Source organism: Candidatus Hadarchaeales archaeon (assembly GCA_038823825.1).
In the GTDB taxonomy this organism is placed as follows: Archaea; Hadarchaeota; Hadarchaeia; order Hadarchaeales; family Hadarchaeaceae; genus JAVZGN01.
Genome location: JAWBCC010000003.1, coordinates 57,743 through 80,828, shown reverse-complemented (window position 1 = coordinate 80,828; position 23,086 = coordinate 57,743). Strand labels below are relative to the sequence as shown.

At 45.7% G+C, this 23,086-nt stretch carries 22 protein-coding genes and 4 tRNA genes; 7 read left to right on the top strand and 19 right to left on the bottom strand.

The window, feature by feature from the left end; all coding sequences use genetic code 11:
• Nucleotides 1-9: 9 nt before the first annotated feature.
• Both QXF64_04255 and QXF64_04250 read right to left on the bottom strand, forming a co-directional pair.
• Nucleotides 10-85, bottom strand: a tRNA-Gln gene (locus tag QXF64_04255).
• Nucleotides 86-117: 32 nt separating this feature from the next.
• Nucleotides 118-396, bottom strand: a complete 279-nt coding sequence (locus tag QXF64_04250) for a DUF5615 family PIN-like protein (protein MEM1689692.1) — start codon at nt 394-396, stop codon at nt 118-120.
• A gap of 65 nt (nt 397-461) precedes the next feature.
• Here QXF64_04250 and QXF64_04245 point away from each other — a divergent pair, with 65 nt between their 5' ends.
• Nucleotides 462-1,253 (top strand): Ku protein, encoded by a 792-nt coding sequence (locus QXF64_04245; protein ID MEM1689691.1) that lies wholly within the window; start codon nt 462-464, stop codon nt 1,251-1,253.
• The gene (gene ligD / locus QXF64_04240) at nt 1,250-2,215 is read left to right on the top strand and encodes a non-homologous end-joining DNA ligase (GenBank protein MEM1689690.1); all 966 of its coding nucleotides are present in this window, start codon (nt 1,250-1,252) and stop codon (nt 2,213-2,215) included. Before QXF64_04245 ends, ligD begins: the two co-directional genes overlap by 4 nt.
• A 117-nt stretch (nt 2,216-2,332) precedes the next feature.
• Here ligD and QXF64_04235 read toward each other — a convergent pair whose 3' ends face one another.
• Together QXF64_04235 and QXF64_04230 are read right to left on the bottom strand one after the other, a co-directional pair.
• Nucleotides 2,333-3,364, bottom strand: coding sequence for a deoxyhypusine synthase (locus QXF64_04235; protein ID MEM1689689.1), 1,032 nt, complete (start codon nt 3,362-3,364; stop codon nt 2,333-2,335).
• A gap of 68 nt (nt 3,365-3,432) precedes the next feature.
• Nucleotides 3,433-3,508, bottom strand: a tRNA-Val gene (locus tag QXF64_04230).
• 53 nt (nt 3,509-3,561) lie between these two features.
• Between QXF64_04230 and QXF64_04225 the strand changes: the two genes are divergently transcribed.
• Nucleotides 3,562-3,966, top strand: coding sequence for an NUDIX pyrophosphatase (locus tag QXF64_04225; protein ID MEM1689688.1), 405 nt, complete (start codon nt 3,562-3,564; stop codon nt 3,964-3,966).
• Nucleotides 3,967-3,970: 4 nt separating this feature from the next.
• On the opposite strand, the gene QXF64_04220 is transcribed toward QXF64_04225, so the two are convergent.
• The 3 genes from QXF64_04220 to QXF64_04210 form a co-directional block, all read right to left on the bottom strand.
• Nucleotides 3,971-4,366 (bottom strand): cyclophilin-like fold protein, encoded by a 396-nt coding sequence (locus QXF64_04220; GenBank protein MEM1689687.1) that lies wholly within the window; start codon nt 4,364-4,366, stop codon nt 3,971-3,973.
• An 84-nt stretch (nt 4,367-4,450) separates the two neighbouring features.
• A complete protein-coding gene (locus tag QXF64_04215) occupies nt 4,451-10,231 on the bottom strand; it encodes a NosD domain-containing protein (protein ID MEM1689686.1) in 5,781 nt (1,926 codons plus the stop codon).
• A gap of 148 nt (nt 10,232-10,379) precedes the next feature.
• Nucleotides 10,380-10,457, bottom strand: a tRNA-Ala gene (locus tag QXF64_04210).
• 81 nt (nt 10,458-10,538) lie between these two features.
• Between QXF64_04210 and QXF64_04205 the strand changes: the two genes are divergently transcribed.
• Both QXF64_04205 and nadA read left to right on the top strand, forming a co-directional pair.
• Nucleotides 10,539-11,255, top strand: a complete 717-nt coding sequence (locus QXF64_04205) for a rhomboid family intramembrane serine protease (GenBank protein ID MEM1689685.1) — start codon at nt 10,539-10,541, stop codon at nt 11,253-11,255.
• 5 nt (nt 11,256-11,260) lie between these two features.
• Nucleotides 11,261-12,193: a quinolinate synthase NadA gene (nadA, locus tag QXF64_04200; GenBank protein MEM1689684.1), complete on the top strand. Its 933-nt coding sequence runs from the start codon at nt 11,261-11,263 to the stop codon at nt 12,191-12,193.
• On the opposite strand, the gene QXF64_04195 is transcribed toward nadA, so the two are convergent.
• Nucleotides 12,171-12,749 (bottom strand): class II aldolase/adducin family protein, encoded by a 579-nt coding sequence (locus QXF64_04195; GenBank protein MEM1689683.1) that lies wholly within the window; start codon nt 12,747-12,749, stop codon nt 12,171-12,173. The two genes, nadA and QXF64_04195, sit on opposite strands and share 23 nt — an antisense overlap.
• Before the next feature lie 93 nt (nt 12,750-12,842).
• Between QXF64_04195 and QXF64_04190 the strand changes: the two genes are divergently transcribed.
• Nucleotides 12,843-13,991: a hypothetical protein gene (locus tag QXF64_04190; GenBank protein MEM1689682.1), complete on the top strand. Its 1,149-nt coding sequence runs from the start codon at nt 12,843-12,845 to the stop codon at nt 13,989-13,991.
• A 29-nt stretch (nt 13,992-14,020) separates the two neighbouring features.
• On the opposite strand, the gene QXF64_04185 is transcribed toward QXF64_04190, so the two are convergent.
• The 6 genes from QXF64_04185 to QXF64_04160 all read right to left on the bottom strand — a co-directional run bounded on the left by QXF64_04185 (nt 14,021) and on the right by QXF64_04160 (nt 16,591).
• A tRNA-Val gene (locus QXF64_04185) sits at nt 14,021-14,096 on the bottom strand.
• Between the two features lie 47 nt (nt 14,097-14,143).
• Nucleotides 14,144-14,506 carry a fibronectin type III domain-containing protein gene (locus QXF64_04180; protein MEM1689681.1) on the bottom strand — a complete coding sequence of 121 codons (363 nt, stop codon included), beginning with the start codon at nt 14,504-14,506 and terminating at the stop codon, nt 14,144-14,146.
• A complete protein-coding gene (locus tag QXF64_04175) occupies nt 14,436-14,720 on the bottom strand; it encodes a hypothetical protein (GenBank protein MEM1689680.1) in 285 nt (94 codons plus the stop codon). Before QXF64_04175 ends, QXF64_04180 begins: the two co-directional genes overlap by 71 nt.
• Nucleotides 14,721-14,801: 81 nt before the next feature.
• Nucleotides 14,802-15,002 (bottom strand): hypothetical protein, encoded by a 201-nt coding sequence (locus QXF64_04170; protein MEM1689679.1) that lies wholly within the window; start codon nt 15,000-15,002, stop codon nt 14,802-14,804.
• Nucleotides 14,983-15,396 carry a DUF126 domain-containing protein gene (locus QXF64_04165; GenBank protein MEM1689678.1) on the bottom strand — a complete coding sequence of 138 codons (414 nt, stop codon included), beginning with the start codon at nt 15,394-15,396 and terminating at the stop codon, nt 14,983-14,985. The genes QXF64_04170 and QXF64_04165 overlap by 20 nt, the downstream gene beginning before the upstream one ends.
• Before the next feature lie 7 nt (nt 15,397-15,403).
• Nucleotides 15,404-16,591, bottom strand: coding sequence for an aconitase X catalytic domain-containing protein (locus QXF64_04160; protein ID MEM1689677.1), 1,188 nt, complete (start codon nt 16,589-16,591; stop codon nt 15,404-15,406).
• A 101-nt stretch (nt 16,592-16,692) separates the two neighbouring features.
• Here QXF64_04160 and QXF64_04155 point away from each other — a divergent pair, with 101 nt between their 5' ends.
• Nucleotides 16,693-16,986 carry a hypothetical protein gene (locus QXF64_04155; GenBank protein ID MEM1689676.1) on the top strand — a complete coding sequence of 98 codons (294 nt, stop codon included), beginning with the start codon at nt 16,693-16,695 and terminating at the stop codon, nt 16,984-16,986.
• A 2-nt stretch (nt 16,987-16,988) separates the two neighbouring features.
• Here the strand turns inward: QXF64_04155 and QXF64_04150 are convergent, their stop codons facing one another.
• From QXF64_04150 to QXF64_04130, 5 genes are all read right to left on the bottom strand, one after another.
• Entirely contained in the window at nt 16,989-18,263 is a 1,275-nt protein-coding gene (locus tag QXF64_04150; GenBank protein MEM1689675.1) for a UbiD family decarboxylase, read from the bottom strand.
• A gap of 5 nt (nt 18,264-18,268) precedes the next feature.
• Entirely contained in the window at nt 18,269-19,195 is a 927-nt protein-coding gene (gene mvk, locus QXF64_04145; protein ID MEM1689674.1) for a mevalonate kinase, read from the bottom strand.
• A 63-nt stretch (nt 19,196-19,258) separates the two neighbouring features.
• Nucleotides 19,259-19,804: an arginine decarboxylase, pyruvoyl-dependent gene (locus QXF64_04140; protein MEM1689673.1), complete on the bottom strand. Its 546-nt coding sequence runs from the start codon at nt 19,802-19,804 to the stop codon at nt 19,259-19,261.
• A gap of 6 nt (nt 19,805-19,810) precedes the next feature.
• Complete coding sequence (thsB, locus tag QXF64_04135) at nt 19,811-21,460, bottom strand: thermosome subunit beta (protein ID MEM1689672.1); 1,650 nt, start codon at nt 21,458-21,460, stop codon at nt 19,811-19,813.
• A gap of 66 nt (nt 21,461-21,526) precedes the next feature.
• Nucleotides 21,527-23,062 (bottom strand): AMP phosphorylase, encoded by a 1,536-nt coding sequence (locus tag QXF64_04130; GenBank protein ID MEM1689671.1) that lies wholly within the window; start codon nt 23,060-23,062, stop codon nt 21,527-21,529.
• Nucleotides 23,063-23,086: the final 24 nt, after the last annotated feature.

The window sequence follows — 23,086 nt, the reverse complement described above, 5'->3', positions numbered from 1 at the left end:
TCAGACAGATGGTAGCCCCGGCCGGATTCGAACCGGCGTCGCCGGATCCAGAGTCCGGCAGGATTGACCGCTACCCCACGGGGCTCCAATCTCTATCTGGAACCCGTCAATAAAATCCTATTTTTTTATCTCGCGCAACCTAGCGTCTATCACCTTTGCGATGTCCGCTAGACCCACGACAACACACGGAACATTCTTAAGCCTCGCAAGTTCCCCAACTCTGGGCTCCTGAGAAACCAATATATATCCTTGCTTTGATGCAAACTCCACAACTTCAACATCTGAAGCTCCTCTGAGACCAACATCGTCAACTGTTAAAACATTCCAGCCGAGGACTTGTAGGAAGGGCTTAAGCCCCATGTACATTTCGTCAAGCAGCACGGTCGTTTCCGGCATCAAAAATATTGGCTTTTGCATTGTTTTTTATTTAATGGTTGGAAGGTTTCTTTTGGGGGAAGGATATGCCTAGAGCAATTTGGAGAGGAGCAATATCTTTCGGTCTCGTCAACATACCCGTCAAGCTTTACAAAGCAACGAGAGACAAGTCTATCTCATTTCATCTAATTCACAAGGAGTGCAAAACACCGGTAAAATACAAGAAGTGGTGCACAAAATGCCAGAAAGAACTTGCAGACGAAGAACTCGTAAAGGCATTCGAGCTTGCTAAAGATAAGTTTATCGAAGTAACAGAAGAAGAATTGGAAGGTATTAAAGTTAAAAGCACAAAAATCATTGAAATTTCGAATTTCATTGAAATTAGAGACATAGACGTGACTTACTTCTCTGAGCATTACTACGTCGCTCCCGAGGAGGGTGGAGAGAGAGCTTATGGATTGCTTTTCCATGCTCTCGCAGAGACAGGGTCCGCTGCTCTCGGGAAGCTCACCCTTCGGAATAAAGAATATCCGGTTGTGATAAGGCCCGGACAGAACTGTCTTCATCTAACCCTTCTTCACTATTTCGACGAAATCGTTCCTACAGATGAACTGACAGAAATCCAGAGAATTCCGGAAACCTCGGATAGGGAAAGAGATCTTGCTAAAAAGCTGATAGAGCAGATGAAAGGAGAATTTAGACCAGAGGAACTTAAAGATGCATACCGGGAAGCGTTGCTCGAATTGATCAGAGGAAAGGCTGAAGGAGCTGCTATAAAACTTGAGAAACCGGCCGAAGCACCGACAACCGTGGATCTCATGAAAGCCCTAGAGGAGAGTTTACGAATCGCTGAAAAGAAGAAGGTAACCGAGGTATGAACTCAGACTGGCCACCCATCATAAGCCCGATGCTTGCAAGGCTGGGAAGCGAAAATGATCTCAGCAAACCCCACTACATCTGGGAACCTAAGCTCGACGGAACAAGAGCGATCGTTTACAAAAAAGGTGAGAGGATAAAAATTCTGAACAGAAGAAAGAAGTGGATTGAACACAGATATCCTGAACTTTCAGGCATTCACAGAAACATCCTCGCCGACCCCTGCATTCTCGACTGCGAGATCGTTGTGCTCGATAAAAACAACAAGCCAGATTTTCAACTCTTGCAGCTTAGAGAACAGCAGGAGCATCCACTCAAAATAGAGCTACTTTCCAAAATGTACCCGGCTGTTATTTTCGCGTTCGACGTTCTGCTTGCCAATGAAGAAGATATGACAAACAAACCACTCAGAGAAAGAAAGCAGAAACTTTCAGAGATCGTGAAAGAAAGCGAACGTCTGAGACTCTGCATGTATACTGAGGATGGCAGAAGACTGTGGGAGAGCGTAAAAGCGATGGGATTGGAGGGAGTGATGGGTAAGAAGCTCGAGAGCACCTATCAGCAGGGGAAGAGAAGCGAGGATTGGATAAAGGTCAAGACTTTCAAGACGATGGACTGCGTGATTTTGGGCTATACGCCGGGGGAAGGAGAACGGAAGGATTACTTCGGAGCACTTGCGATAGGAGCGTACGATCGTGAAAAGTTGATTTTCCTTGGGAAGGTTGGAACTGGATTTGATGAGGAAACAATCAGATATCTCACATCAGAACTCAAAAAAATCGAAGTTCCAGAAAAACCAGTTGAAGAGGAACCACCTTACGAAGTCCGATGGGTTAGACCAGAGTTCGTCTGTGAGGTGAGATTTCTAGAAGTAACTGATGACCTCAAGTTAAGAGCCCCTGTTTTTTTGCGCCTAAGAAGAGACAAATCTCCTGAGGAATGTATTTTCGAGACCCAAAAGTGACCAAAAGCTTAGATATAAAGAGGCTTTTGATGACGGAGCAATCCCTTTTAGCAGACTCCTTTCTTTTCTTCCTTCTTTTTCTTCTTCGCGGACTTGCAGGCCATATTTCTCAAAGAATTATTTTTTTGTGGTGATATAAATTTTTAGTTCTCTCTCGCAAAGCTCTGAAAAATCAGGGCCCTTTCTAGGCTTTCCTATTCTCTCCGCTAGAGCATGTGAAACAAACGGAAGAGCAATTGTGGCATCACAATAACATGTGATCTTCTTTCCCTTTGGAGAGGTCTTTCCCCAACTAACCGCTTCTTCTAGAGTACATCCGCTGAGTCCTCCCCACTGTGGAGAATCCGTAGTAATCTGAATAGCGTACTCATGAGGATGAACATTTTTCCAACCGTGTAGGTATTCCCTACCCACTGCAACAAGCTGAACGAAATCTTTCGGGACCCCTCCTCCTATGTAAATCACGCCCGTCTTGCTGTCTTTAAGAGCATGAACGAGTTCTCGAAAATCCTCCATCATGTCTATCATCAGATTATTCTCCGCACAAAGGGAAGCTATTCCATATCCGCTATCGACAAGGGCTGGACAGTAGACTGGGACCTTATGTCTGTATGCTGCAGAGAGTATACAATAAATTCCGCGCTCATCCAGCCATTTACCAAATTTATAGAGGAACTCCCTAGTTGTGTACAGTTTGTTCACATCGATAGACTTCATGAATTCTGCAATCAATTCCTCCATTTTCCGGTATTCGAGCTCGTCCGCAAAAACATCGTAGAATCTGTCTATTTTGTGACGCAGCAGATCCTCGTCATCAACGAGGTGAGAACCCTTCCAATAGCCCGCACCCATGGCATCAAGTATGTCCTCGGAAATATTTGCACCGGTGGAAACCAAGATATCGATATATCGATTTTCGATTAACCAACAGATAATCTTCCACATGCCGGTTGTGCTCATTGAGCCCGTCAATCCCATTATTATCGTGAGATCTTTTTGCTTTATCATCTCCTCCCAAACATCAACGACTTCTGCGAGCTTTCTTCCTTGAAAACCTGTGTCTCCCATCTCCTTAAGAAGTTCGGAGATTCTCTTTCCTTTGACTTCTATCGCTTTCACCTTTTCCACAAAGTATGGTGTGGTTCTCATAATAACCTGAGTTATTCACAAAGAGAGTTAATAAATTTTTCTAGTAAAATTTTTGAAAATTTTGACGATGGTGGGCCCGGTGGGATTCGAACCCACGACCTTCACCGTGTCAGGGTGATGTCATAACCACTAGACCACGGGCCCTCCGTAGAGAATATCGTAATGAGATAAATAAATCTCTTTGCAAATTCTATTGTATGCTCAGGAAACGAGTCGTAACATGCTTCGTAGAGTGCGAGGGCAAGATTCTCTTGCTTAAAAGAAGCGAAAAAGTTGGAACTTACCAAGGTAAATGGGGCGCCGTGGCTGGCTACATCGAAGAGGGAGAAACCCCTAGAGAAGCTGCCGAAAAAGAAATACGAGAAGAGACCGGCATTCAGGATTTCGAACTGATGGCGGAGGGAGAACCATACGAGTTTAAGGACGAGGAACTCGGGATTATCTGGGTAATTCATCCTTTTAGATTTCGTGTAAGAAATCGAGAGGTGAAGATTGACTGGGAGCATGTGGAGGCAAGATGGATTACCCCAGAGGAAATGAAGTCCTTAGACACCGTCCCCCATCTTTGGGAAAGCTGGCTGGCTGTGTCCGAGCAAAAATGATGATTTATGGAACTCTTTCGACTTCGAGCTTTTCGCCTTCTCTCACTTTTTCAAGAATTCTCAGATCTCCAATAATTCTACCTATCACATTCACAGGACTATAGGGCTTGATGACCTTTGAGGAAGGACTTAAAGGAGTTGGTCCGAAGAACAGACAGAGAGAGGGACCATCTGGCCAATAAGCCACATCACCCAGATTCACCGTTTCATCTGCATTTTCAAGAGCTATCCGAAACGGTACCTCAAAATAGACCTCTTTTCCCCACAGCTCCGCTCGAGTCTCGAAAGGTATCGCCCTCATAAGAGCCTCAGCCGTCTTCGGATTTTTGTCAAAACGGATTTCGCACAAAATCTCCACACCGGACTCAGATGTGATTTTTATAATTTCCCTTCGTTTCATACAGTTCTCCAAAGTTCATCATTTAGTCAACGTTAAAAACTGTTTTGCGAGTCGTCCATCAACTCTGTTAATATGGAATTCTCATCACTGCCTTCTCCTAAGAGAGATTAGGATAAAAAGAAGGATTATGATAATGACGACGATCACAGCTATCAGGATCTCAGTCCTTGGCTTGGCCTCTGGTTTAGGCGCAGCTGCGGGGAGACCGGAGATAGCAAAAAGAGAGAAACCTCGCAAGTTTGCACGGAAGTAGACGTAGCTTTCATCTTCTCCGACCAACGTGATCGGTATGTTTTCCCATATGTTTTCAGATGCGTCGAATCTCTTTAGGAAAATCAGATTTTCAGAGATGTTTGAGGAGGAAATCCAAGAGCGGCTTACGGCAAAAGTCAGGGAAACGTTTTCTACCTCCTCCAGGTTCTCCACGGTTATCAAGAGATATCTGTAGACTATTCCTGGGGCCGAAGGAATTCCCTCCGGAGGACTGAAAAGTTCTAGAACAAAGAGCTGGGCTCTTTCCCTATAGTTCTCGAGGATGATGTCAATCCGGTTTAGAGAGATGTTTTCCAAGAAAACCGGCCAGGAGCCGGGCTGGAGGTTTTCTAAAATAAAAATCATCGGCTTCAAGTTTTCTGAAATGGTTGTGTAAAGGACAGCGGTTGTGCCTTTGAACTCCAGTCCTTTAACGAATCCGATGACGGAAAGTTGCAGAATGCCCGGGGAATCTGGAAGCGCAAGAGCCTGGGAGCTGAATCCTAGAAGAATGTCTGGGATTCCGTTCCCGTCATGATCTCCGACTGACGTCGGAGCGCTAGGATCAACAGGAATTTGCTGAAGCCTAACGCTGCCAACATCTATCTCTTCCACATTCTCCTCCGGGATCTCTATGTAGCAGAAGATCCAGCGTGGCAGGGAACCTCTGTAGATGACATCAGGAGTTATGTCTATCCTGGCCTGAAGAGGGGAAACGGTTCCCTCACATGCAGCTTGGCTTCCAGTATGTGTGGAATCTCCTGCGAACATAGCTCCGATTTCAACAGATCCGCTGACCGACGGTGCGAAAAACGTCACCTCCATTCTCCCGTAGTTGTCCGTGAGACCGCTCATCGGTTCAATCGAACCGGAATTTGTGCTCCAAACTATCTGCTTCCCTTGGAGCGGATTTCCAGCGTTATCCAAGAGGATTGCGGTCAGTGTTGTCCTTCCACCAACTCTGACTGTGAAACTTGGCGGTGAAATTCTCAAGGTTGTTGGGATGAGAGGAGTTGGAGAAACCGTACATAGGGCGTTTGCCTGACTCCCCAAATAGCTTGCATCACCAGCAAATGTTGCCGTGATAGTCACATTTTCCACTCGCGTGACAACAGGAGCCGTGAAGGTTGCGATTGCCCTCCCAAGGTTGTCTGTCACGCTCGTCTGGGTTATTGTTCCAGCGGTTGTGCTCCACGATATCGTCTTTCCGGAAAGCGGGTTCCCTCCGTTATCCCTCAGAATGGCTGTTATCTCTCTAGAACCTCCTGAGACAATGGAGAAGGCAAATGGCTCGATCGTTATGGATGTTGAGATCTGGGCAGGTGGAGGAGGCGGTGGGGGCGGTGGAGGTGGAGGTGAAGCCGTCATGAAGGTGAAGTCCCTTGATATCTCAAGGTTGTTTTCACTGTCGGTTGAAAGGACGCGGAAGTGGTAGATTGTTCCAGGTGAAAGGTTGGAGAGGTTCACCTGATGGTTTTTCGTCACACCATCGGTGGCGGTGTATCCGTATGCCGTTGTTGGTCCGTATTCTACAACGGTTGTTGAGTCCTCATCAGTAACCCAAGTTATCGTTGCAGATGTCTGCGTGATGTTCGTAACAGAAACTGAATGTATGTGAGGAATGCCGTCTGCTGTTGTGTAGACGTTTGCCTCGAAAACAGAATTTTCTCCATTAAATATGATATCTCGATCCGAGCTGTTCTCAATAACGTTGTAGGAAATAACCAATCGACTGCCGCTGTCAACTCTAATTCCGGTTTGATTGTTCCGCAAATTGTTGAAAGTCACGCTGCCACCTAAAATCATATCGAGGTATATTCCAAACTCTGAGGTGTGCTCTATTGTGTTCCCGGTGATGATAATGTTGTCCGTTTCGGATGCATTAATACCATAATTGCTGTTCTCAACGAAGTTTCCGCTGAAAACAATGTTTTCCGAAGTTTTCACCAAAAAACCATCTTCTTGGTTATTCCTCACTATGTTCGAATGGAAAAGATTGCTATTCGAATCCCGGATTACGCAACCTTCAAGGTTATTTTCGATCCTGTTGTTGCTAACCTCGCCACCTTTCAAAAAGCTGGCCTCCAGACCTAACCAGTTGGCTTTGAGATCGACATTCTCGATTTCTATGTTCTCTACGCTGAAAAGCAGAATTCCCTGACAGTTTTTCTCAAATTTGACATCTTTAACCTTCGCGCTGCTCAGATTAATGAGGCCCAAGTAACCCGGCTGATCGCCCTGCTCAATCGTGATGTTGTTTTCGTTTATCAGATAGATGACCGGTTTCCCGTTTACCGAGTTCGAGTTATCAATATCATGTAGGTAATGAGGAAGCTCCCATCCTTCGACGCCAAAATTATAGAGACAGTTTCTTGCTTGGTTCGCTCGGAGTGTTAGATTTCTAGACCACCAAATTAAAATGCCAAACATGCCGTTCTCGGAGATGCTATTTTCTAGTCTACAGTTTTCAGAAAAACACATAATGAGACTGCGTGCGGCATGATTTCTAAGCAAAACGTTTTCGGTAAATACGAGAAGAATAGATTCCGGTTGTAGATTTTCCGCCCTCACATTCTCCAGACCTACGAGACCTAGAAAGCCCGGATCGTTGTCTTGGTTAATCACTATGTTGTTTTCTCCCACCAGATAGAGAATCGGTTTTCCGTTGAGTTCGTTCGAGTTGTCGATATCGTGGTCGTAGTAGTCCATCTGGTAGCCGCTGACGAACAACCCATACCAAACGTTATTCTCGAGTTTGTTGCCTCTCAAAATGGTTTTTTTCGCCGTGTCCAAGCGAATCCCAAATGCGTTGTTCTCGCAGGTATTGTTTTCCAGCCTGTTAAGCTCCGCATTATTGTAAACGCCTATCCCGGTGTCCGTGCTCCACAGGATTTTGTTGCTGCGGAGGATGTTAGATTTTGATCCAAACAGATACACACCGGTCCGGTTGCTATCGACCTCGTTGTTCTCAACTATATTATTTAACGAAGCCCAGACGATTAGAACGCCAAATTTATTGCTACGTATAGTATTGTTTAGAATGTTGTCCTTACTCGAGTACATAAGATATATTCCCTGCTCATTATTTTCCACTCTGTTACCGGAGATCACAGCGTCCTTAGACTGATATAGATACATTCCTTGATAACTGCTCAAGATATCGTTGTTTAGAATTCTGTTGTTATCCGAGTAGAAAAGATATATGCCGTACTGAACGTTTCCTTCTATCTTGGTGTTTTCGATCAAATTGCTCTTTGAACTATCAAAATAGATGCCTGCGAGCAAATTTCTCTCTATTACGTTGTTTTCGATCAGAATGTTTTCGGAGTAGTATGAATAAATTCCATAATTGCCATCCACTATCGTATTATGCAAGACAGTGGTTGTTTTTGTCGCTAGGTAAATTCCATAAGTGTTTCCCTTTAAATCGTTCCCCGTGATTTCTGCCTTTGAGTTAGATACGCGGATGCCCTCCTCATTATTCTCCAAAATGTTTCCGAAGATTGTGGTATTATCCGACTGTCCATAGACATAAATTCCTTTACTTGAAAACTTCACCACGTTCGAAAAGATTTCGTTATTTTTATAACTTACCTCTATGCCCCAATTGGAATTTTCAATCTTATTTCCAGAGATCTTGTTCCACTGACAATTAGTGCTCATTAGCAAGACCCCGCTAGTAGCTACTTTAGTAATAAAGTTGTTTTCTATTCTATTGTACTCGCAAGAAGTGCTCATGGTTATCCCGCTAATAACATTCGTTATTTTATTGTTTGAGATGAGATTGTTGTCGGATGAGTATAAATACGCGAAGCCGGAACTGTCTTCTACTGTATTATTTTCCACCGTGATGAAATTAGACCAATTAATGCGCATCTCTGAACTTTTCTTAATCGTGTTATTTACTATCCTGTTGTTATCCGAATAACTCGTTATACTGAGAGAGGAGTTATTGTTGTTTTCCAGCCAGTTCCCAGAAATTTTGTTGCTTTTCGCATTGTAGGAGAGAGAAATACCAGTTGGGTTGTTTCTTAAGATATTGTTCTCAATTGTGCAATTTTCAGGGCTATGGAGATATATGCCCGCGACCACGTTGTTCTCGATAGTATTCCCACAGATAAACGCTTCATTCCAATGTTCGGTGTATATCCCATAATAATTGCCTCCTCCTCCGATAATATTTCCGGTAATAGAAATATTTTCAGAATAGCCGTAACTGACAATCACATACTGAGCAGAAACGTTGATAAAGCTGTTATTTGAAATCCTGCTATTAGTGAGTTTAAAGCTCTCAACTCCCGCAAAATTTTCGATGTCTCGAATCGTGTTTCCCGCGATAACCATATTGTCGCACTGATAGAGATATATGCCAAGGCTCGCAATTCTCACGATGTTGTTTGAGATTTCGATGTTATCGGAATAAGTGACACATACACTATAGTAAGATCTTTCCAGTTCGCAGCTAGAGATCAAATTGTTGGGAGAGTTTTGTAAATAGATGCCATATAAACCCCTAGCAATGTAAGATCTCAGAATTCTATTGTTGGAAGATTTGAAAAGTTCGATTGCATAGTATCCATTTTCAACCATTACGTTCTCGATTTTGCTTTTTGACGTAAAAGCTAGCAGAATGGACTCAACGACAATGTTTTCAACCCGCATGTTCTCGGAGTTCACCAGACCGAGCCATCCCACTTTGTTGTCCTGGTTGATCACGAGGTTGTTCTCCTTCCCTGTCAAATAGAGGATTGGCTTTCCGTTCGCGAGATTTGAGTTGTCGATATCGTGAAGGAAATGGAAGAGGTACCCGCCCTGTATAACGAGGCTGGGTCCTAATTTCATCACATTTTTCCGCATTTTTATATTTTCGGAGTGATCTATCCATATCGCCGAGTATGAAGAGTTTTCAACCAGATTATTTTCTAAAAAGTTGTTCCCGGAGTAGTAAAAATAAAAACCATAATCAGATTGTCTAATCTGATTGTTGCTCAAATAGTTGTTTTCGGATGACTCATCAATGCATATTCCCGTGTCCCATGACCTTTCTATGTTGTTCCCGGAGATTGTGTTGTTGTCGGAGTAGTATAGATCAACACCGTAGTACTCGTTGTTCTCCAAATTGTTTCCCGATAGAGTATTATTTTCTGAATAAATGAGCAAGATGCCGGTGCCGTTGTTCGCCAAGATGTTGCCGAAGAGAAAGTTGCTGTTGGAATTGTCAAGGTAAATACCGGTCTCGTTGTTCTCAACGACGTTCCCCGAGAGAGTGTTATTGTCTGAGGAGTATAGATAAATACCGCACTCGTTGTTCCCCACGATGTTATTACTGAGCCTGCCGTTAACCACGTTTTCTAGATAAATCCCATAGTAAGCACCGCTCCCGTTCTCAACCAACACATTTCTGATTACGAAATATGCAGTGGTGTTTTTAATGTGGATCCCGTGTCCCGTGGAAGCATCGATTTCCCAGTTCTCGATTATGTAAGGATCTGTTTCGGTTCCAGAACCCGAGCGAACACCGTTTGCAGGCGTGAAGTTTTCATTCCCAACTATGTATATCGGAGCGTGAGAGTCAGGCGATGCGGAAACCGTTCTCGCAGAAAACAGAAACACAAACGAAACAGAGAAGGCGAGAAGCGATATTAAAAGCAATGTACCAAAAAAGGTGCTCAGCACATTACTACCACTTTCATCCACGTTTGCACCAAAACCAATCCCTTTAGGGGTATTTAAACACCTCTTATTCAACAAAAAATAGAATTGGTGGACCGGGCGGGATTTGAACCCGCGACCCCTCGCATGCCAAGCGAGTGCTCATACCAGGCTGAGCTACCGGCCCCTATTCTCTCTTTTTTCGTCACATGACTTTAAGTTTTTCGAGGAGTGTGATTTAAATCCAATGATATCTGCATTTTCATAGATGAGCATAGAATTTGGATACGTCGAATACGAGCCATCAACTGTGCGCTTCGTCTTCCGCAGATTGGAAAGACCCATTGCCACTTATATCTTGACCGCAGCAATAATTGGAGTTTTCATCCTTCAGATCGTTGCAGAAGTCAGTCTTGGCGAAAACTACTTTATTTCTGGAGACAGGAATTCTTTTCTTTACTATTTGTGCCCATCAAGAAGAACTCTGGCTGAGAGACCGTGGACTCTCATCACATCGATATTCGCACACGGGGGGATTCTCCACCTGCTTGTGAACATTATCGTCTTCATTTCCTTCTCCCCGATGCTAGAGATGAAAATAGGAAAGGCAAACTTTCTCGCTATCTTTTTCCTCTCAGGCGTAATTGCCGCACTCGCTCAGCTTTCAGTTAGCCCTCCAGACGTCATCGTCCTCGGGGCCAGCGGAGCGATTCTTGGACTACTCGGAACCCTAGCGGTTATCATGCCTAGACTCCCGGTCCTCCTTTTTTTCTTCATTCCGATGCGCCTCTGGATGTTCATCACGGGCTTTGGAATTCTCTCGGCCCTCATGGCTCTTACTCTTCCGCAAAGTTCGGTCGCGAACCTTGCCCATCTAATTGGAATAGTCGTCGGAGTTCTCGCCGGAATTTACGTTAAAAGGAGGAGATCCCGCCTTTACAAAAGATATGTCGAGTATCAAGATTTCATGTTCGGGACTTGGTGAACATGATGAGGAAAGTAGATGAAATCGTTGAAAAAATCGTAGAACTCAAGGAAAAGAAAAAAGCTGTCATTTTAGCACACAATTATCAGATCCCGGAAATCCAAGATTTGGCGGACTTCGTTGGAGATTCGCTAGAACTCGCACTTGCGTGCACGAAGATCGATAAAAATCTAGTTGTTTTCTGTGGTGTGGACTTCATGGCCGAAACTGCATCTATTCTCAATCCAGAAAAAAAAGTCCTTATCCCAGATGTGGAGGCCTCATGTCCTCTCGCCGCACAACTTCCCCTACGCGTTTTACTCGAAAAAAAGAAGGAGCACCCCGGAGTTCCAGTTGTGCTTTACGTAAACACGACAGCAGAAGCTAAAGCGGAAGCTGATGTGATCTGTACATCGGCCAACGCTCCCTCAGTCATTAACTCGCTCGATGAAGATGTCGTTCTGTTTGGTCCAGACAGAAATCTCGCCTGGTTCACCCAACAGAAAACCAAGAAAACAGTTATCCCGGTTCCATATGATGGATACTGTTATGTCCACAGAATGTTCAAAGTTGAAGACATCCTTCTTCTAAAACAAAAATATCCGGATGCAGAAATTTTGGCCCATCCAGAGTGCGACCCAGAAATCCAGCAAATAGCCACACATGTTTGCAGCACGAGCCAGATGATAAAGAGAGCTCGCGAATCTAACGCGAGAACCTTTATCATAGCAACAGAAATCGGGCTTCTCCATCGACTGAAAAAGGAGAATCCAGATAAGAAGTTCATCCCTGCCTGCCCCGATGCAATCTGTCAACAGATGAAAAAGCATACGTTAGAAAAACTCTACATAAGTCTAAGAGATGAAAAATATGAGATAAAAGTCCCGGAAAAAACTGCTGAGAGAGCTAGAAGAGCGATAGAAAGAATGTTCTCTCTTACGAGGATCCGTCAGGATTGATCCTGGAAACGATATAAACCAGAACAACCTTTGCGTTTTCCTCCACAGCCTCTGTTAAAATTTCGGCCTCCTCGAGATCTCTGCCAAACGCAACCAACCCGTGACCTAGAAGTATTACGACTTTCTTCGAGGATTCTGAAGCAACAGCCCTTGCGAGTTCCTCAGAGCCCGGGGGAGCGCGAACCATTGGAATATCATAACCTACGAGCATTTTACATTCCTCGGTAACAACTTTGAATTCTCCAGACAAGGAAAGACCAATCGTAATCGGCGGATGAGAATGAATTATCGCTCCAACCTGCTTGTTTCTTCTATAAACCTCCGCGTGCATCATCCATTCTATGGATGGGATTCTTCCTTGGAGGACTCTCCCGTCAAGTCCCATTTTCACGATTCCTGATGGTTTCATTTTGTCCTCAACGGTTCCGGAGGGTGTTATCAACATCGTGCTGGCATTGAGCCTGCAACTCACGTTTCCGCTTCTGGCGGAAATCAGACCACGCTCGTATAGTTTTTTAATCACAGATGTTATTCTCTTCCGCAACAAGTCTTCCATCGAGATAAATTTTTTTCAGGCGGGATAAAAGCAATTCTACACGAGTTTTTATAGAATTAATAAATCCTGAATGTTAATTATTTTCTGGGAGTCATGGGGCATAAAAAACTGAAACTCGCAGTCATTCTGGCTTTTTTTATAATTATTGCCGGGGCTGGAATTTCGTCCCTGCTAAACAAGATCTTTGAAGAAACTGGAAAAGAAAACAATAGAAACATTTTTGACCATTGGGAGTGGTGGTGGGGAAATTACCCTGAACTCGGAGAAGGATCAGTTGTCTACGAGGTGTGTCCCGTAGATGAAAATCTGCTGGAAGACATAACTCCCCTAGGACATATTTTCTACAGAAAAGATATTCCGGGAGCACATCCCATTCCTACAGAGCACACTTATTGGACCATCCGCAGTCCCTGTCAAGTAGTTGCCCCTACAGGTGGGGTAATCACAAGGATATGCATGAGCGCACAAGACGATTATTCCGTGGAGATATCCCACACGAACACTTTCAGGAGTAAATTCTACCACATAAGGATTCTCTCTTCCAATATCCTGGAGAATGTAGGAGAACTGCATTATGGGTCTAACTCCGTTTACATCCCCGTTAAAGCCGGAGATCCGATCGGGATACCATGGCTGAGGTTCGACTTCGGGGCATACGATAGAACCGTAAAACACTTCATTCACCCTGAAAAGTACTGCCCAGAAATAGCTTCCGCCGTGTGCCCACTTGATTATTTCAAGGAGCCCCTTAGGTCGAGACTGCTGAACCTGACGCTAAGGGAGATCGAACCGAGAGGAGGACAGCATGACTTTGATGAACCGGGAAAGCTAGTCGGTAACTGGATCCTCGAAAACACACTAACCACTTGCGATAACGACGGATGGAAGAAATTTGTTGCCTTTGTCTATGATCTTCTCGACCCCAGATATCTCGCGGTGAGTTTGAGCGCGGAGGCTCTTCCGCCATATGGTGGACTTTTCCGAGTGAAGGGGAACGGTCCAGACTTCAGAGAAATAGACGTCAACTCCGGAGAAGTTGTATACAAGTTGATGGAAACGCTGGAGGGTGTGGAGCGGCTGGCCGAGCTCTATCCTGACAGGTGGTTCGTGTCACAGGAGTTCGTAGTTCAATACACACTGCTTGTAAAGATGATAGACAATGAGAGAATCAAACTTGAGGTCTTCCCGGGAGATGTCCCGAACCCGACCTTTACCGAAAACGCGAAGTACTATACCCGGTGATCCGATTCGATTAAAAACAATTTGGAGAATGGTGGGCCCGGTGGGATTCGAACCCACGACCTGCAGTGTGTGAGACTGCCGTCATAACCACTAGACCACGGGCCCTCCGTAGAGAGTATCATGGTGCAATAAATAAATCTCTTTGCGAATGATTACCTTTTTCTGTACTTGAGAAGGATTAGGATGATCATTTTGATGACGACGATCACAGCTATCAGAATCTCCGTCCTTGGCTTGGCCTCTGGTTGAGGCGCGGCCGTCATGAAGGTGAAGTCCCTTGATATCTCAAGGTTGTTTTCGCTGTCGGTTGAAAGGACGCGGAAGTGGTAGATTGTTCCAGGTGAAAGGTTGGAGAGCTTTACCCGATGGTTGGTTGTCATACCATCCGTAGCCGTGTATCCGTATGCCGTTGTTGGTCCGTATTCGACAGCGGTTGTTGAGTCATCATCGGTAACCCAAGTTATCGTTGCAGATGTTAGGGGTAATGTTTGTAACAGAAACTGAATGCCCTCCATTCTCAACCAACACATTTCTGATCACGAAATACGCGGCGGTGTTTTTAATGTAGATCCCGCCTGCCGTGGAAGCATTGATTTCCCAGTTCTCGATTATGTAAGGATCTGTCTCGGTTCCAGAACCCCCGCGAACGCCGTTTGTAGGCGTGAAGTTTTCATTCCCAACTATGTATATCGGAGCATGTAGGTCCGGAGATGCGGAAACCGTTCTCACCGAGGACAGAATTACAAACAGAGCAGAGAAGGAGAGAAGCGATATTAGAAGCAATGCACCAAAAAGTGCTCAGCCTAAAACTTACAGAATTCCCAAATCCCTCAAAAGTTTTTTAGCCCTTTCCTCACCGAGCATGACAAAGAGCTCAAGCCTTGCCTTCTCATCCCATCTCTCGAGAAGCTGGCGAACCCTCTCGAGCTGATCAGCCCCAAGATCTTTAGCTGCCTCCTCCAAAAGATGCTTCCTCCCCTTCAGAACATCCTCAGGTCTTCTCACCGCCATGTTCCTCACCAACCATGACGAGACCTTTGTCCGCGTCTACAACGACTTTGTCCCCGGTTTTTATCATACTCACATCTATCCTGTCTACGCAGGGGATGTCCGCCAGTATAACTCCAGTAGCAACGATCGTTTCCGTTTCCTTATTCAGAATGGCGGCGGGAGCAACGCCATTTGACTTCAATGCGTATATCACATAAGATCCGACTGTAGAGCCCTTTCCGTTCGGAAAAACGAGAATTTTTCCCTTCACACATTTTCCTTCCAGCTCGTGCCCCTTTTCTATAACTATCCCTGTCTTCGGATCAACTCCTCCGTAAAAGCTGAGCGGCTCGCGAGAAACAAGAGCTTCGCCTTCTGCTTTTCCAGGATTCACACATCTTCCACGTAGTATCATGACATTATCACCCTGAAATCATCTCAACAAGCTCGTCGGTTTTTCTGAAGATAACTTTTTGTTTGCAGAAGCCTGGCAGATAGTTTGCCGCCTTGCCAGAATTCACAGCCGTCGTCTGGAATCCCATACGCTCGATGGGGGCAACAACCGCACAAGTATCAGCAACTACCTTTCCTCCAGCCCTTTCGATGATCTCCGTATAACCCATTCTCGTTGCCATGTCCTTTGTGGCTCTGGACGTGCATATCCAGAGAGATTTTCGAAGCTTCCTGCCTTTTAACATCTCCGCAACTCTCGCTATTTCCATCAGAGAGGCATGCGGGCATCCTAGAATGACGATATCTGGCGAATCTCCGCTATTTAAAGCCTCATAGGCCTTCCGGAGTTCCTGTTCTCCAACTTCTATTTTTTCTAGACCATCCTTCTTCACACGATCGGCTTCTGGGGTTATTCCCTCTATATGATAGAGCGCAACCGCGCCGGATGCCGCCATGGCTGCCCCAAGAGCTTTCAACTCATCAACATTTGCTTGCCGGATGCCGCGAAAGTAGGGAATTCCATCCTTCACGATTTTACCGACATAGTATCCAAGCGCCCCAAAATCCGCTATGTCTTCGAGATTTACCTTCACATCAACAGCCAATGTCGGATGCCGATTCTCATCCAAATGTAAACCGTAGTTTGGAGTAACACCACATATCGCAGCCGCAAGAGCCGAAGGTCCACCTTCTCTATTAGTTCTAGCACCAAGAACCGAGTTTGCAAATGAAACGGCTGAAGACTCCGACCAGGCGATGTGTTCTCCAAACCTTGGCAGGTTGCCAACTAAATACGGCGTACAGGTCGCCGTCATCATCACCCCCATTCGCCTGAAGGCTTCGATTATCCTGAGCTGTTTTTCGGCAAAGTCTTCAGGAAATCCGAGCTCTCTCCAGTCTAAGAGATCCATTCCTGGCGGATTCAGAGTGGATGGAACTCTCACCTTGACGCCGGTTCCAGCTATGCTCTCCAAAAACTCGAGACCCGGATCTCCTATCGATTTGTAAGAGACTCCAGCGATCTGAACGGAGGTGATTGGAATCAGCCTGTCCGCACCATAAACCTCACCTAACCTAACCAGAAGTCTCATCATTCTCCGCGGAATTTCGCCCTCTTCGCCCTCAAGAATGCGCTCCTGTTCCTTCGTTAAATACATTCAAAACAATATCCTCCAATTACCTAAAAAATTCGTCGAAACGGAGACACCTAACCTTCGCACACGGAAAATATAAAAACACGAAAAAATGATTCATTACGATGTCGGTTCCCCCAGAAATCGCTTGGTTAATTCCCGTCGTGATACCTTTTGTTATCGGACTTCTCATCGGCGCGATAATAAAACGTACAATCAGCGTTCTGCTTCTCGTCATCGCACTGATCGCTATTCTTGCTTTCACCGGCTACATCTCACTTTCCGTAGAAAGTCTTTACGAAAAAGCCACGAAATATCTACCAAAAATTTCTAGTCAGACCGAAACGTTGAAGAATCTCCTCCCCTACACTTCGATATCTTTTATAATCGGCCTCGCCATCGGCCTCTGGAAGGGCTAAATTCATAGATAATCTTTCGGATCTAGTTTGATCGGTAGTGGTGGCTTTTGGAAACTTTTGGGATCCTTATCCCAAGGAATCGTCAGGTCAAATCCAACCTTCGTTGTCATATACGTATGCGGATCAGCCGATGGGTCCAGCGAAGACCCCTTTTCCTTTTTCATCACGATATCCCTGTCGCCCTGAAAACGTGTTGCCATCGCCCATTCAACCTGATGCGGATCGTGGATATCGATATCATCATCCACGACCCAAACATGTTTCAGAGATTTATGGCCACGGAAGGCTGCTTCGATCGCCTTCTTCCCGTCATCTGGTGCTTTCTTCTTTATGCTTACGACAGCATGAAGCCAAGAACATCCGCCAGGGGTTATTAGAACATCCTTACACTCACAGACTTTGTTAACCTCTCTAAATATCGTCGGTTCCCTTGGCATTCCCATCAACACCTTGTGCTCAAGACCTCCTGGAAGTAGGGCGTGATAAACGCTCTCTCCTTTTTTCAGAAAGATTTTCTTTATGCGCGCAACTCTCTGCTTTCTTACAATGTCTGGAGTTTCCGTGAGATCTAGGAAAGGTCCCTCGTCATGCTCTTCCTCCGTCATCTCCGCGATCATCACAATCTCGGCCTCGGGCACAAGATGGCCATTCAGCTCGAAAACTCTGACGGGTGCCAGAGCATTTGCTATGTCCAACTCGCTCTTCCCGAGCTCTACAGAAATCGCTGCTGCGAGAGCAACCGCCGGTTGGTTTCCAATGCATATCACAAATTCCTTAACTCCCCTCTTCAGAAACTCGTTGAAGTCTCTAGGAAGAATTCTCATCACAACTTTGTCCTTGTCAATAACCATCATCCTGTGGTATGACATGTTGACGCCGAGTTCCGGATGTCTGGCCACAACTATGCCAGCACTTATGTATGGTCCACCATCAAACGGATAATGAAAAAGAATCGGAATTTTTGAGAGATCCGCTGGAATTTCTTCATAACCTTTGAAGGGCTCCGATGTAACCGGTCGCGGATTATCAATCGCGCGACTAACAACCGTAATCAGATCTTCTCTCTTCACACCAAGACCTACCGCCACAAGCTCTCTGGTTGAGAAAACGTTCGCTGCGATTCTCATCTCATAACCTTTCACATTTTCGAAGAGAAGCGGGCGCCCATCCAGCATTTTCATCAACGTGGAAGTCTCCAACCGCACATCGACAGGTTTCTTTATTTTTACGAGAAGGCCCCTCTCATCGAGAATCTTCAAAAACTCGCGAAAATTCATAACTCTCACCATATCTTCGTTTTGAGAACTTTGTAACCTTCTTTCTCGATCGCCTGAGCAACCTTTTCCTGTAAATCTTCACCAGGCACGAGGGCAACTATATTTCCCCCCCATCCTCCGCCGGTCATCTTCGCTCCAAGAGCCCCCGCGTCCAACGCGATTTCGACGAGTCTGTCGAGATCCCGGCTGGAAACCCCAATTTCCTGCAGAAGCCTATGATTCTCAATCATCAGTTCTCCAACTTTCTTCAGATCCATCGAGAGCAAAGCTTCCCTTGCCTCATATGCGAGTTCTCTTGCTTGAGCAAAGATTTTATCGAACTTCTCTTTCTCCCTGTTCATCCTTTCCCTGACACTTGCCACAACCTTTGAAGTGTCCGCCACAATTCCGGTGTCTGCCATCAAAATTTCCACACTTCCAGCAAGTCTTAATCGTTCAATCGTCGGTGGATTTCCCCTTATGAACCAGAGAACCCCACCATATGTTGCTGCGGCGTTGTCGACACCGGAGGGTGATCCATGATATGCCTTTTCACCTTCGTAAGCTATCTCGTTTATCCGATCATCATTGAGATTCAGATTGAACTCGTCGGATAGCGCCCGAGCGAGTGCTACACATGAGGCCGCACTGGCTCCTATCCCGCTCGCCGCAACCAGATTCCCACCAAATGTTATTTTCAGACAAAAATCTCTCGGCTCGATGTTCATCGCTGCAAGAATCCTGTTTATCGAGTCCTTCTGCTGCTCGAGCTTATCCTCTTTATAACCTGGCGTGGAAGGTCTGAGATCCTCAACAATCCAGCCGGAGCCATGGGTTCTTTCTACCCTACATGTCGTATATCTGTCGATTGATGAAACGATACAGGGTATGCCGTAAACTACAAAATGCTCGTTAAAAAGTATTACCTTTCCATAACCTTTTCCTTCTCCCATTCCCCTCTTTGCTACTCGTGATGAAAAGTCTATAAATCTTGCGCCAATCAAGCAGTTGAGACCCTATAGAACGAAAACCGCGGCTGCAACCACGGTCGTCCACATTCCCTCTTTAACAAATGCTGTCTGCGTGATATTGGTAGTTCTAACTATCTTTCCGGAAATCTTCCATATCTGTTTGCGTTCGTCCCAACTTTTATCGGCGTCGAACGGCAGACCAAGAGTGCTGGCAAGCATCGAAGCGGCAAGATTTTCCGCATACTCGCCTGCTTCTTCCGCAGTCTGTCCATAAGCATGGTGCTCACTTATGTAGCCGTACATATTTCTATCTGCGGGCAAGGCACAACCAATGCTCGCAGAAAGAAGTCTCCTCCTCTCGTTGCTACTACACTTGGAAAGAATAACAAAAACAATTTGTCCATCCTGTAACATGCTCAAACCTTTCTCCTTTGAAATAACCTTACAACCTGGTGGAACTATACTTGAAACCGGAACTAAATTGAACCTCGCTATTCCCGCATTCTCAAGAGCATTTTCAAATGACCTGAGCATCTCAGGATCATGCCCAACTCCACGGGTGAAGAAAACATAACGGGGGACTAAATTCAATTAATTTCAGTCCTCCTCGCTCGTTGTTTCTGTTTCTTCTTCACCCTCACCCTTAGGCGGCGAGATTTCTTTCTTCGCTGCGGCGATAACATCGTCTATCCGCAAAATCATTGTAGCGGCTTCAGCAGCCGACTTTATCGCCTGAATCTTCGTTCTAAGGGGTTCGACTACCCCAAGTTCCTTCATGTCCGCCACCTTTCCTCCGTAAACATCAACACCGGTCCATATGCCTTCCGGCTTCTCGTGCTTCGCTCTGAGCTCTACAATTATGTCAATTGCATCAAGACCCGCATTCTCAGCCAGAGTCTTGGGAATTATCTCCAGAGCGTCGGCAAATGCGCCGATCGCAAGAGCCTCCTTTCCTCCAACCTTCTGAGAGTAATCTCTCAGATGCTTAGCAACCTCCATCTCCGGCGCTCCACCTCCGTAGACAATTTTTCCATCCTCAATGGCTGCGGCAACCACACAAATAGCATCATGTACAGCCCTCTCAACTTCATCTACAACATGCTCGCTTCCTCCTCTAATCAAAATTCCCATCGCTCTCGGGTTCTTACAATCCCTTACGAAGGTCATCTTATCCTCCCCGATTTTAACTTCTTCAACTAGACCTGCCGAACCGAGATCCTCGGGTGTGAGATCATCAATGTTCGTGACTATCCTGCCGCCAGTTGCTCTCGCCAGCTTCTCCATGTCGGATTTCTTCGCTCTCCTCACTGCGTATATCCCTGCCTTTGCTAGATAATGCTGCGCAATATCATCTATTCCCTTCTGGCATATCACAACATTCGCCCCAACCGAGATTATTTTGTCAACCATTTGCTTCAAAATCATCTCTTCTTCCTCTATGAACGCCCTGAGTTGCTCCGGAGTTGTTATTCTAATTTCCGCATCTGTTTCTGTCTTTTTTATCTCGAGTGGAGCATCGATGAGCGCGATCTTTGCGTTTTTAACTCTCTTCGGCATTCCCGGATGTACCCTTTCCTTATCAAGAATAACTCCGTGAACAAGCTCAGAATCTGATATACTTCCACCGGCTTTCTTTTCCACCCCAATGTAATCTATATCAACCTTATAACCACCGTCTGTTTTATCGGCAATTTGTCTCACGGCTTTAACAACAAGATCGGCAAGGACTTCTCTTCCACTCTCCGCCTTCTTCCCAGTCATCGCGGTCGTGGCAATTCTCTTCAACATCTTCTCATCTTCTATGCTCACGGGCACGGCGATAGTGTTCAAAACTTCCTGCGCTTTCTCCGCTGCCATTCTGAAACCTGTGGCAATTATCGTCGGGTGAATAGCCTGATCGAGAAGTTTTTCAGCTTCCTTCAGGAGCTCCCCAGCAATCACAACAGCAGTAGTCGTACCGTCTCCAACCAGATCATCCTGTGTTTTAGCTACCTCAACCATCATCTTCGCAGCTGGATGCTCGACTTCCATCTCCTTTAAAATTGTCACACCGTCATTGGTTACAACGATATCTCCTAGCGTATCCACAAGCATCTTATCCATCCCCTTCGGCCCCAGCGTAGTCCTCACTGCTTCAGCAATAACCCGGGCTGCCAGAATATTCATTCGCTGTGCATCTCTTCCAAGTACCCTCGTTGTCCCTTCAGACAGCACCAACACCGGTCTTCCTCCTAGTACCGCGCTCATGGTCAACCCTCATTTGTAGAAAATTAAAATCACTGAATTTAAATTTTACGCTTACGCTCAAATGACCTATTCCCATCTTGGCGAATGTGAGATTCTCTCTATCAACATTCCCTCTATTCTTACTGGTGGATGGGTTCTGGCAAGATCTAGCGCTTCGTCTAGTTTGCTTTCATGTTCGGCATAAATTTCTAGAATTGGATCTCCCTTCTCAACCTTCCTGCCTTCCTTCATCAGAAGTTTTATCCCTGCACCCTTGTGCTCCGGAGCCCCAGCCGCCCTCGCTATCTCATTTATCCTGTGGTTGTCTATTTGCTTTATATAACCGGATACCGGAGCCCGCAAAACTTCAACCTTGTCTCCAACCGGTATATCATCAATTTTGACGTTTGGATCTCCTCCCTGCGCCTCGATTATCCTTTTCATCTGCTCATAAGCCTTACCAGATTTTAGAATTTCAAGAGCCATCTGTTTTCCAAATCCTATTGGCGTAATACCACCGAGTTCCAACATTAGACCCGCAAGTCCTGTAGCTTTCTCTATGAGACTCCCTGGACCGTTCATTCCCATCAACGTCTCAAGTGCTTCTCTAGCCTCCAATGCTGGACCGACCGCATAACCGATCGGTTGCCCTCCATATGTTATCGCGGCTTCAAGCTGAACTCCAAGCCTACGAGCCAATTCGATGAAATCATGAGCAAGTCTGCGAGCCTCTTCTATCGTTTCCACTTTGGCACCAGAACCAGTTGGGGTGTCTATCACTATTTTCTCGGCTCCAACTGCTAGTTTTTTTGCCATTACACTAGCCAACAGCTGTGGTGTAGGATCGATCGCGAGTACTCTTTCCGCCCTGATGATTATGTCGTCGGCAGGTGCCAACCTGAGCGCTCCACCCCAAACTAAGACTGCTCCGATTTTTTCGACTATTGCCTTTATTTCCTCAAGCTCTAGGGAAACTGGAGCTAAAACTTCCATGACATCGGCCGTACCGGCTGCGCTGGTTATCGCCCTCCTGCTCGTTTTCGGAACAGTAAGCCCTGCAGCGGATACTATTGGAACTGTCAGAAGAGCATATTTGTTTCCAGGTACGCCGCCAATGCTATGAACATCGAGAATCGGCCGACGCTCGATTTCCAGTTTTTCTCCACTCTCGACCATGCTTCTTACCATAAAGACGATTTCATCCACTGTCATTCCCCTTGTGTAAACTGCTGTGACAAATGCTGCAAGTTCGGTCGCCGTCAGATTATCTGCAACAATATCTCTGATTATACTATCAATCTCTTGCTGTGTCAAAACCTTGCCATCGAGCTTTTTCTTTATCGCGTTGGCAGAAGCTGGTCTCGGGGCAAGCGTTACCTTGACCTCACTTCCCGCCTCCAAACCAATCTCGCACGTCGCCTCTTTACACGTTCCTAACTCTCCGGGGGCAACAAGATTTCTAGTTGTGTTCGTAATTATCGTAAAAGTCCCTTTCTGCGAATAGACTTTTATTCTACTCCCGGCTACGTGCCCTATTTTTTCCGCATCCTCTTCATGCATGATTGCGATTGGTTTACCCGTCTCGATATCGAGCGGTTTGATTCTCAAAGTGATGGTTTTCATTTTCAACCACCTTTCAGCAAAATT

Excerpts from the sequence above, each read along its gene's own strand:
- nadA (MEM1689684.1), top strand. The coding sequence starts at position 11,261 with ATGAGGAAAGTAGATGAAATCGTTGAAAAAATCGTAGAACTCAAGGAA.
- QXF64_04195 (MEM1689683.1), bottom strand. The coding sequence starts at position 12,749 with ATGGAAGACTTGTTGCGGAAGAGAATAACATCTGTGATTAAAAAACTA.
- ligD (MEM1689690.1), top strand. The coding sequence starts at position 1,250 with ATGAACTCAGACTGGCCACCCATCATAAGCCCGATGCTTGCAAGGCTG.
- QXF64_04165 (MEM1689678.1), bottom strand. The coding sequence starts at position 15,396 with ATGATACTACGTGGAAGATGTGTGAATCCTGGAAAAGCAGAAGGCGAA.
- QXF64_04155 (MEM1689676.1), top strand. The coding sequence starts at position 16,693 with ATGTCGGTTCCCCCAGAAATCGCTTGGTTAATTCCCGTCGTGATACCT.
- QXF64_04250 (MEM1689692.1), bottom strand. The coding sequence starts at position 396 with ATGCCGGAAACGACCGTGCTGCTTGACGAAATGTACATGGGGCTTAAG.
- QXF64_04245 (MEM1689691.1), top strand. The coding sequence starts at position 462 with ATGCCTAGAGCAATTTGGAGAGGAGCAATATCTTTCGGTCTCGTCAAC.
- QXF64_04205 (MEM1689685.1), top strand. The coding sequence starts at position 10,539 with ATGAGCATAGAATTTGGATACGTCGAATACGAGCCATCAACTGTGCGC.
- QXF64_04150 (MEM1689675.1), bottom strand. The coding sequence starts at position 18,263 with ATGAATTTTCGCGAGTTTTTGAAGATTCTCGATGAGAGGGGCCTTCTC.
- QXF64_04130 (MEM1689671.1), bottom strand. The coding sequence starts at position 23,062 with ATGAAAACCATCACTTTGAGAATCAAACCGCTCGATATCGAGACGGGT.
- QXF64_04160 (MEM1689677.1), bottom strand. The coding sequence starts at position 16,591 with ATGTATTTAACGAAGGAACAGGAGCGCATTCTTGAGGGCGAAGAGGGC.
- thsB (MEM1689672.1), bottom strand. The coding sequence starts at position 21,460 with ATGAGCGCGGTACTAGGAGGAAGACCGGTGTTGGTGCTGTCTGAAGGG.
- QXF64_04180 (MEM1689681.1), bottom strand. The coding sequence starts at position 14,506 with ATGGAGGGCATTCAGTTTCTGTTACAAACATTACCCCTAACATCTGCA.
- QXF64_04190 (MEM1689682.1), top strand. The coding sequence starts at position 12,843 with ATGGGGCATAAAAAACTGAAACTCGCAGTCATTCTGGCTTTTTTTATA.
- QXF64_04220 (MEM1689687.1), bottom strand. The coding sequence starts at position 4,366 with ATGAAACGAAGGGAAATTATAAAAATCACATCTGAGTCCGGTGTGGAG.
- QXF64_04170 (MEM1689679.1), bottom strand. The coding sequence starts at position 15,002 with ATGGCGGTGAGAAGACCTGAGGATGTTCTGAAGGGGAGGAAGCATCTT.
- QXF64_04235 (MEM1689689.1), bottom strand. The coding sequence starts at position 3,364 with ATGAGAACCACACCATACTTTGTGGAAAAGGTGAAAGCGATAGAAGTC.
- mvk (MEM1689674.1), bottom strand. The coding sequence starts at position 19,195 with ATGGGAGAAGGAAAAGGTTATGGAAAGGTAATACTTTTTAACGAGCAT.
- QXF64_04225 (MEM1689688.1), top strand. The coding sequence starts at position 3,562 with ATGCTCAGGAAACGAGTCGTAACATGCTTCGTAGAGTGCGAGGGCAAG.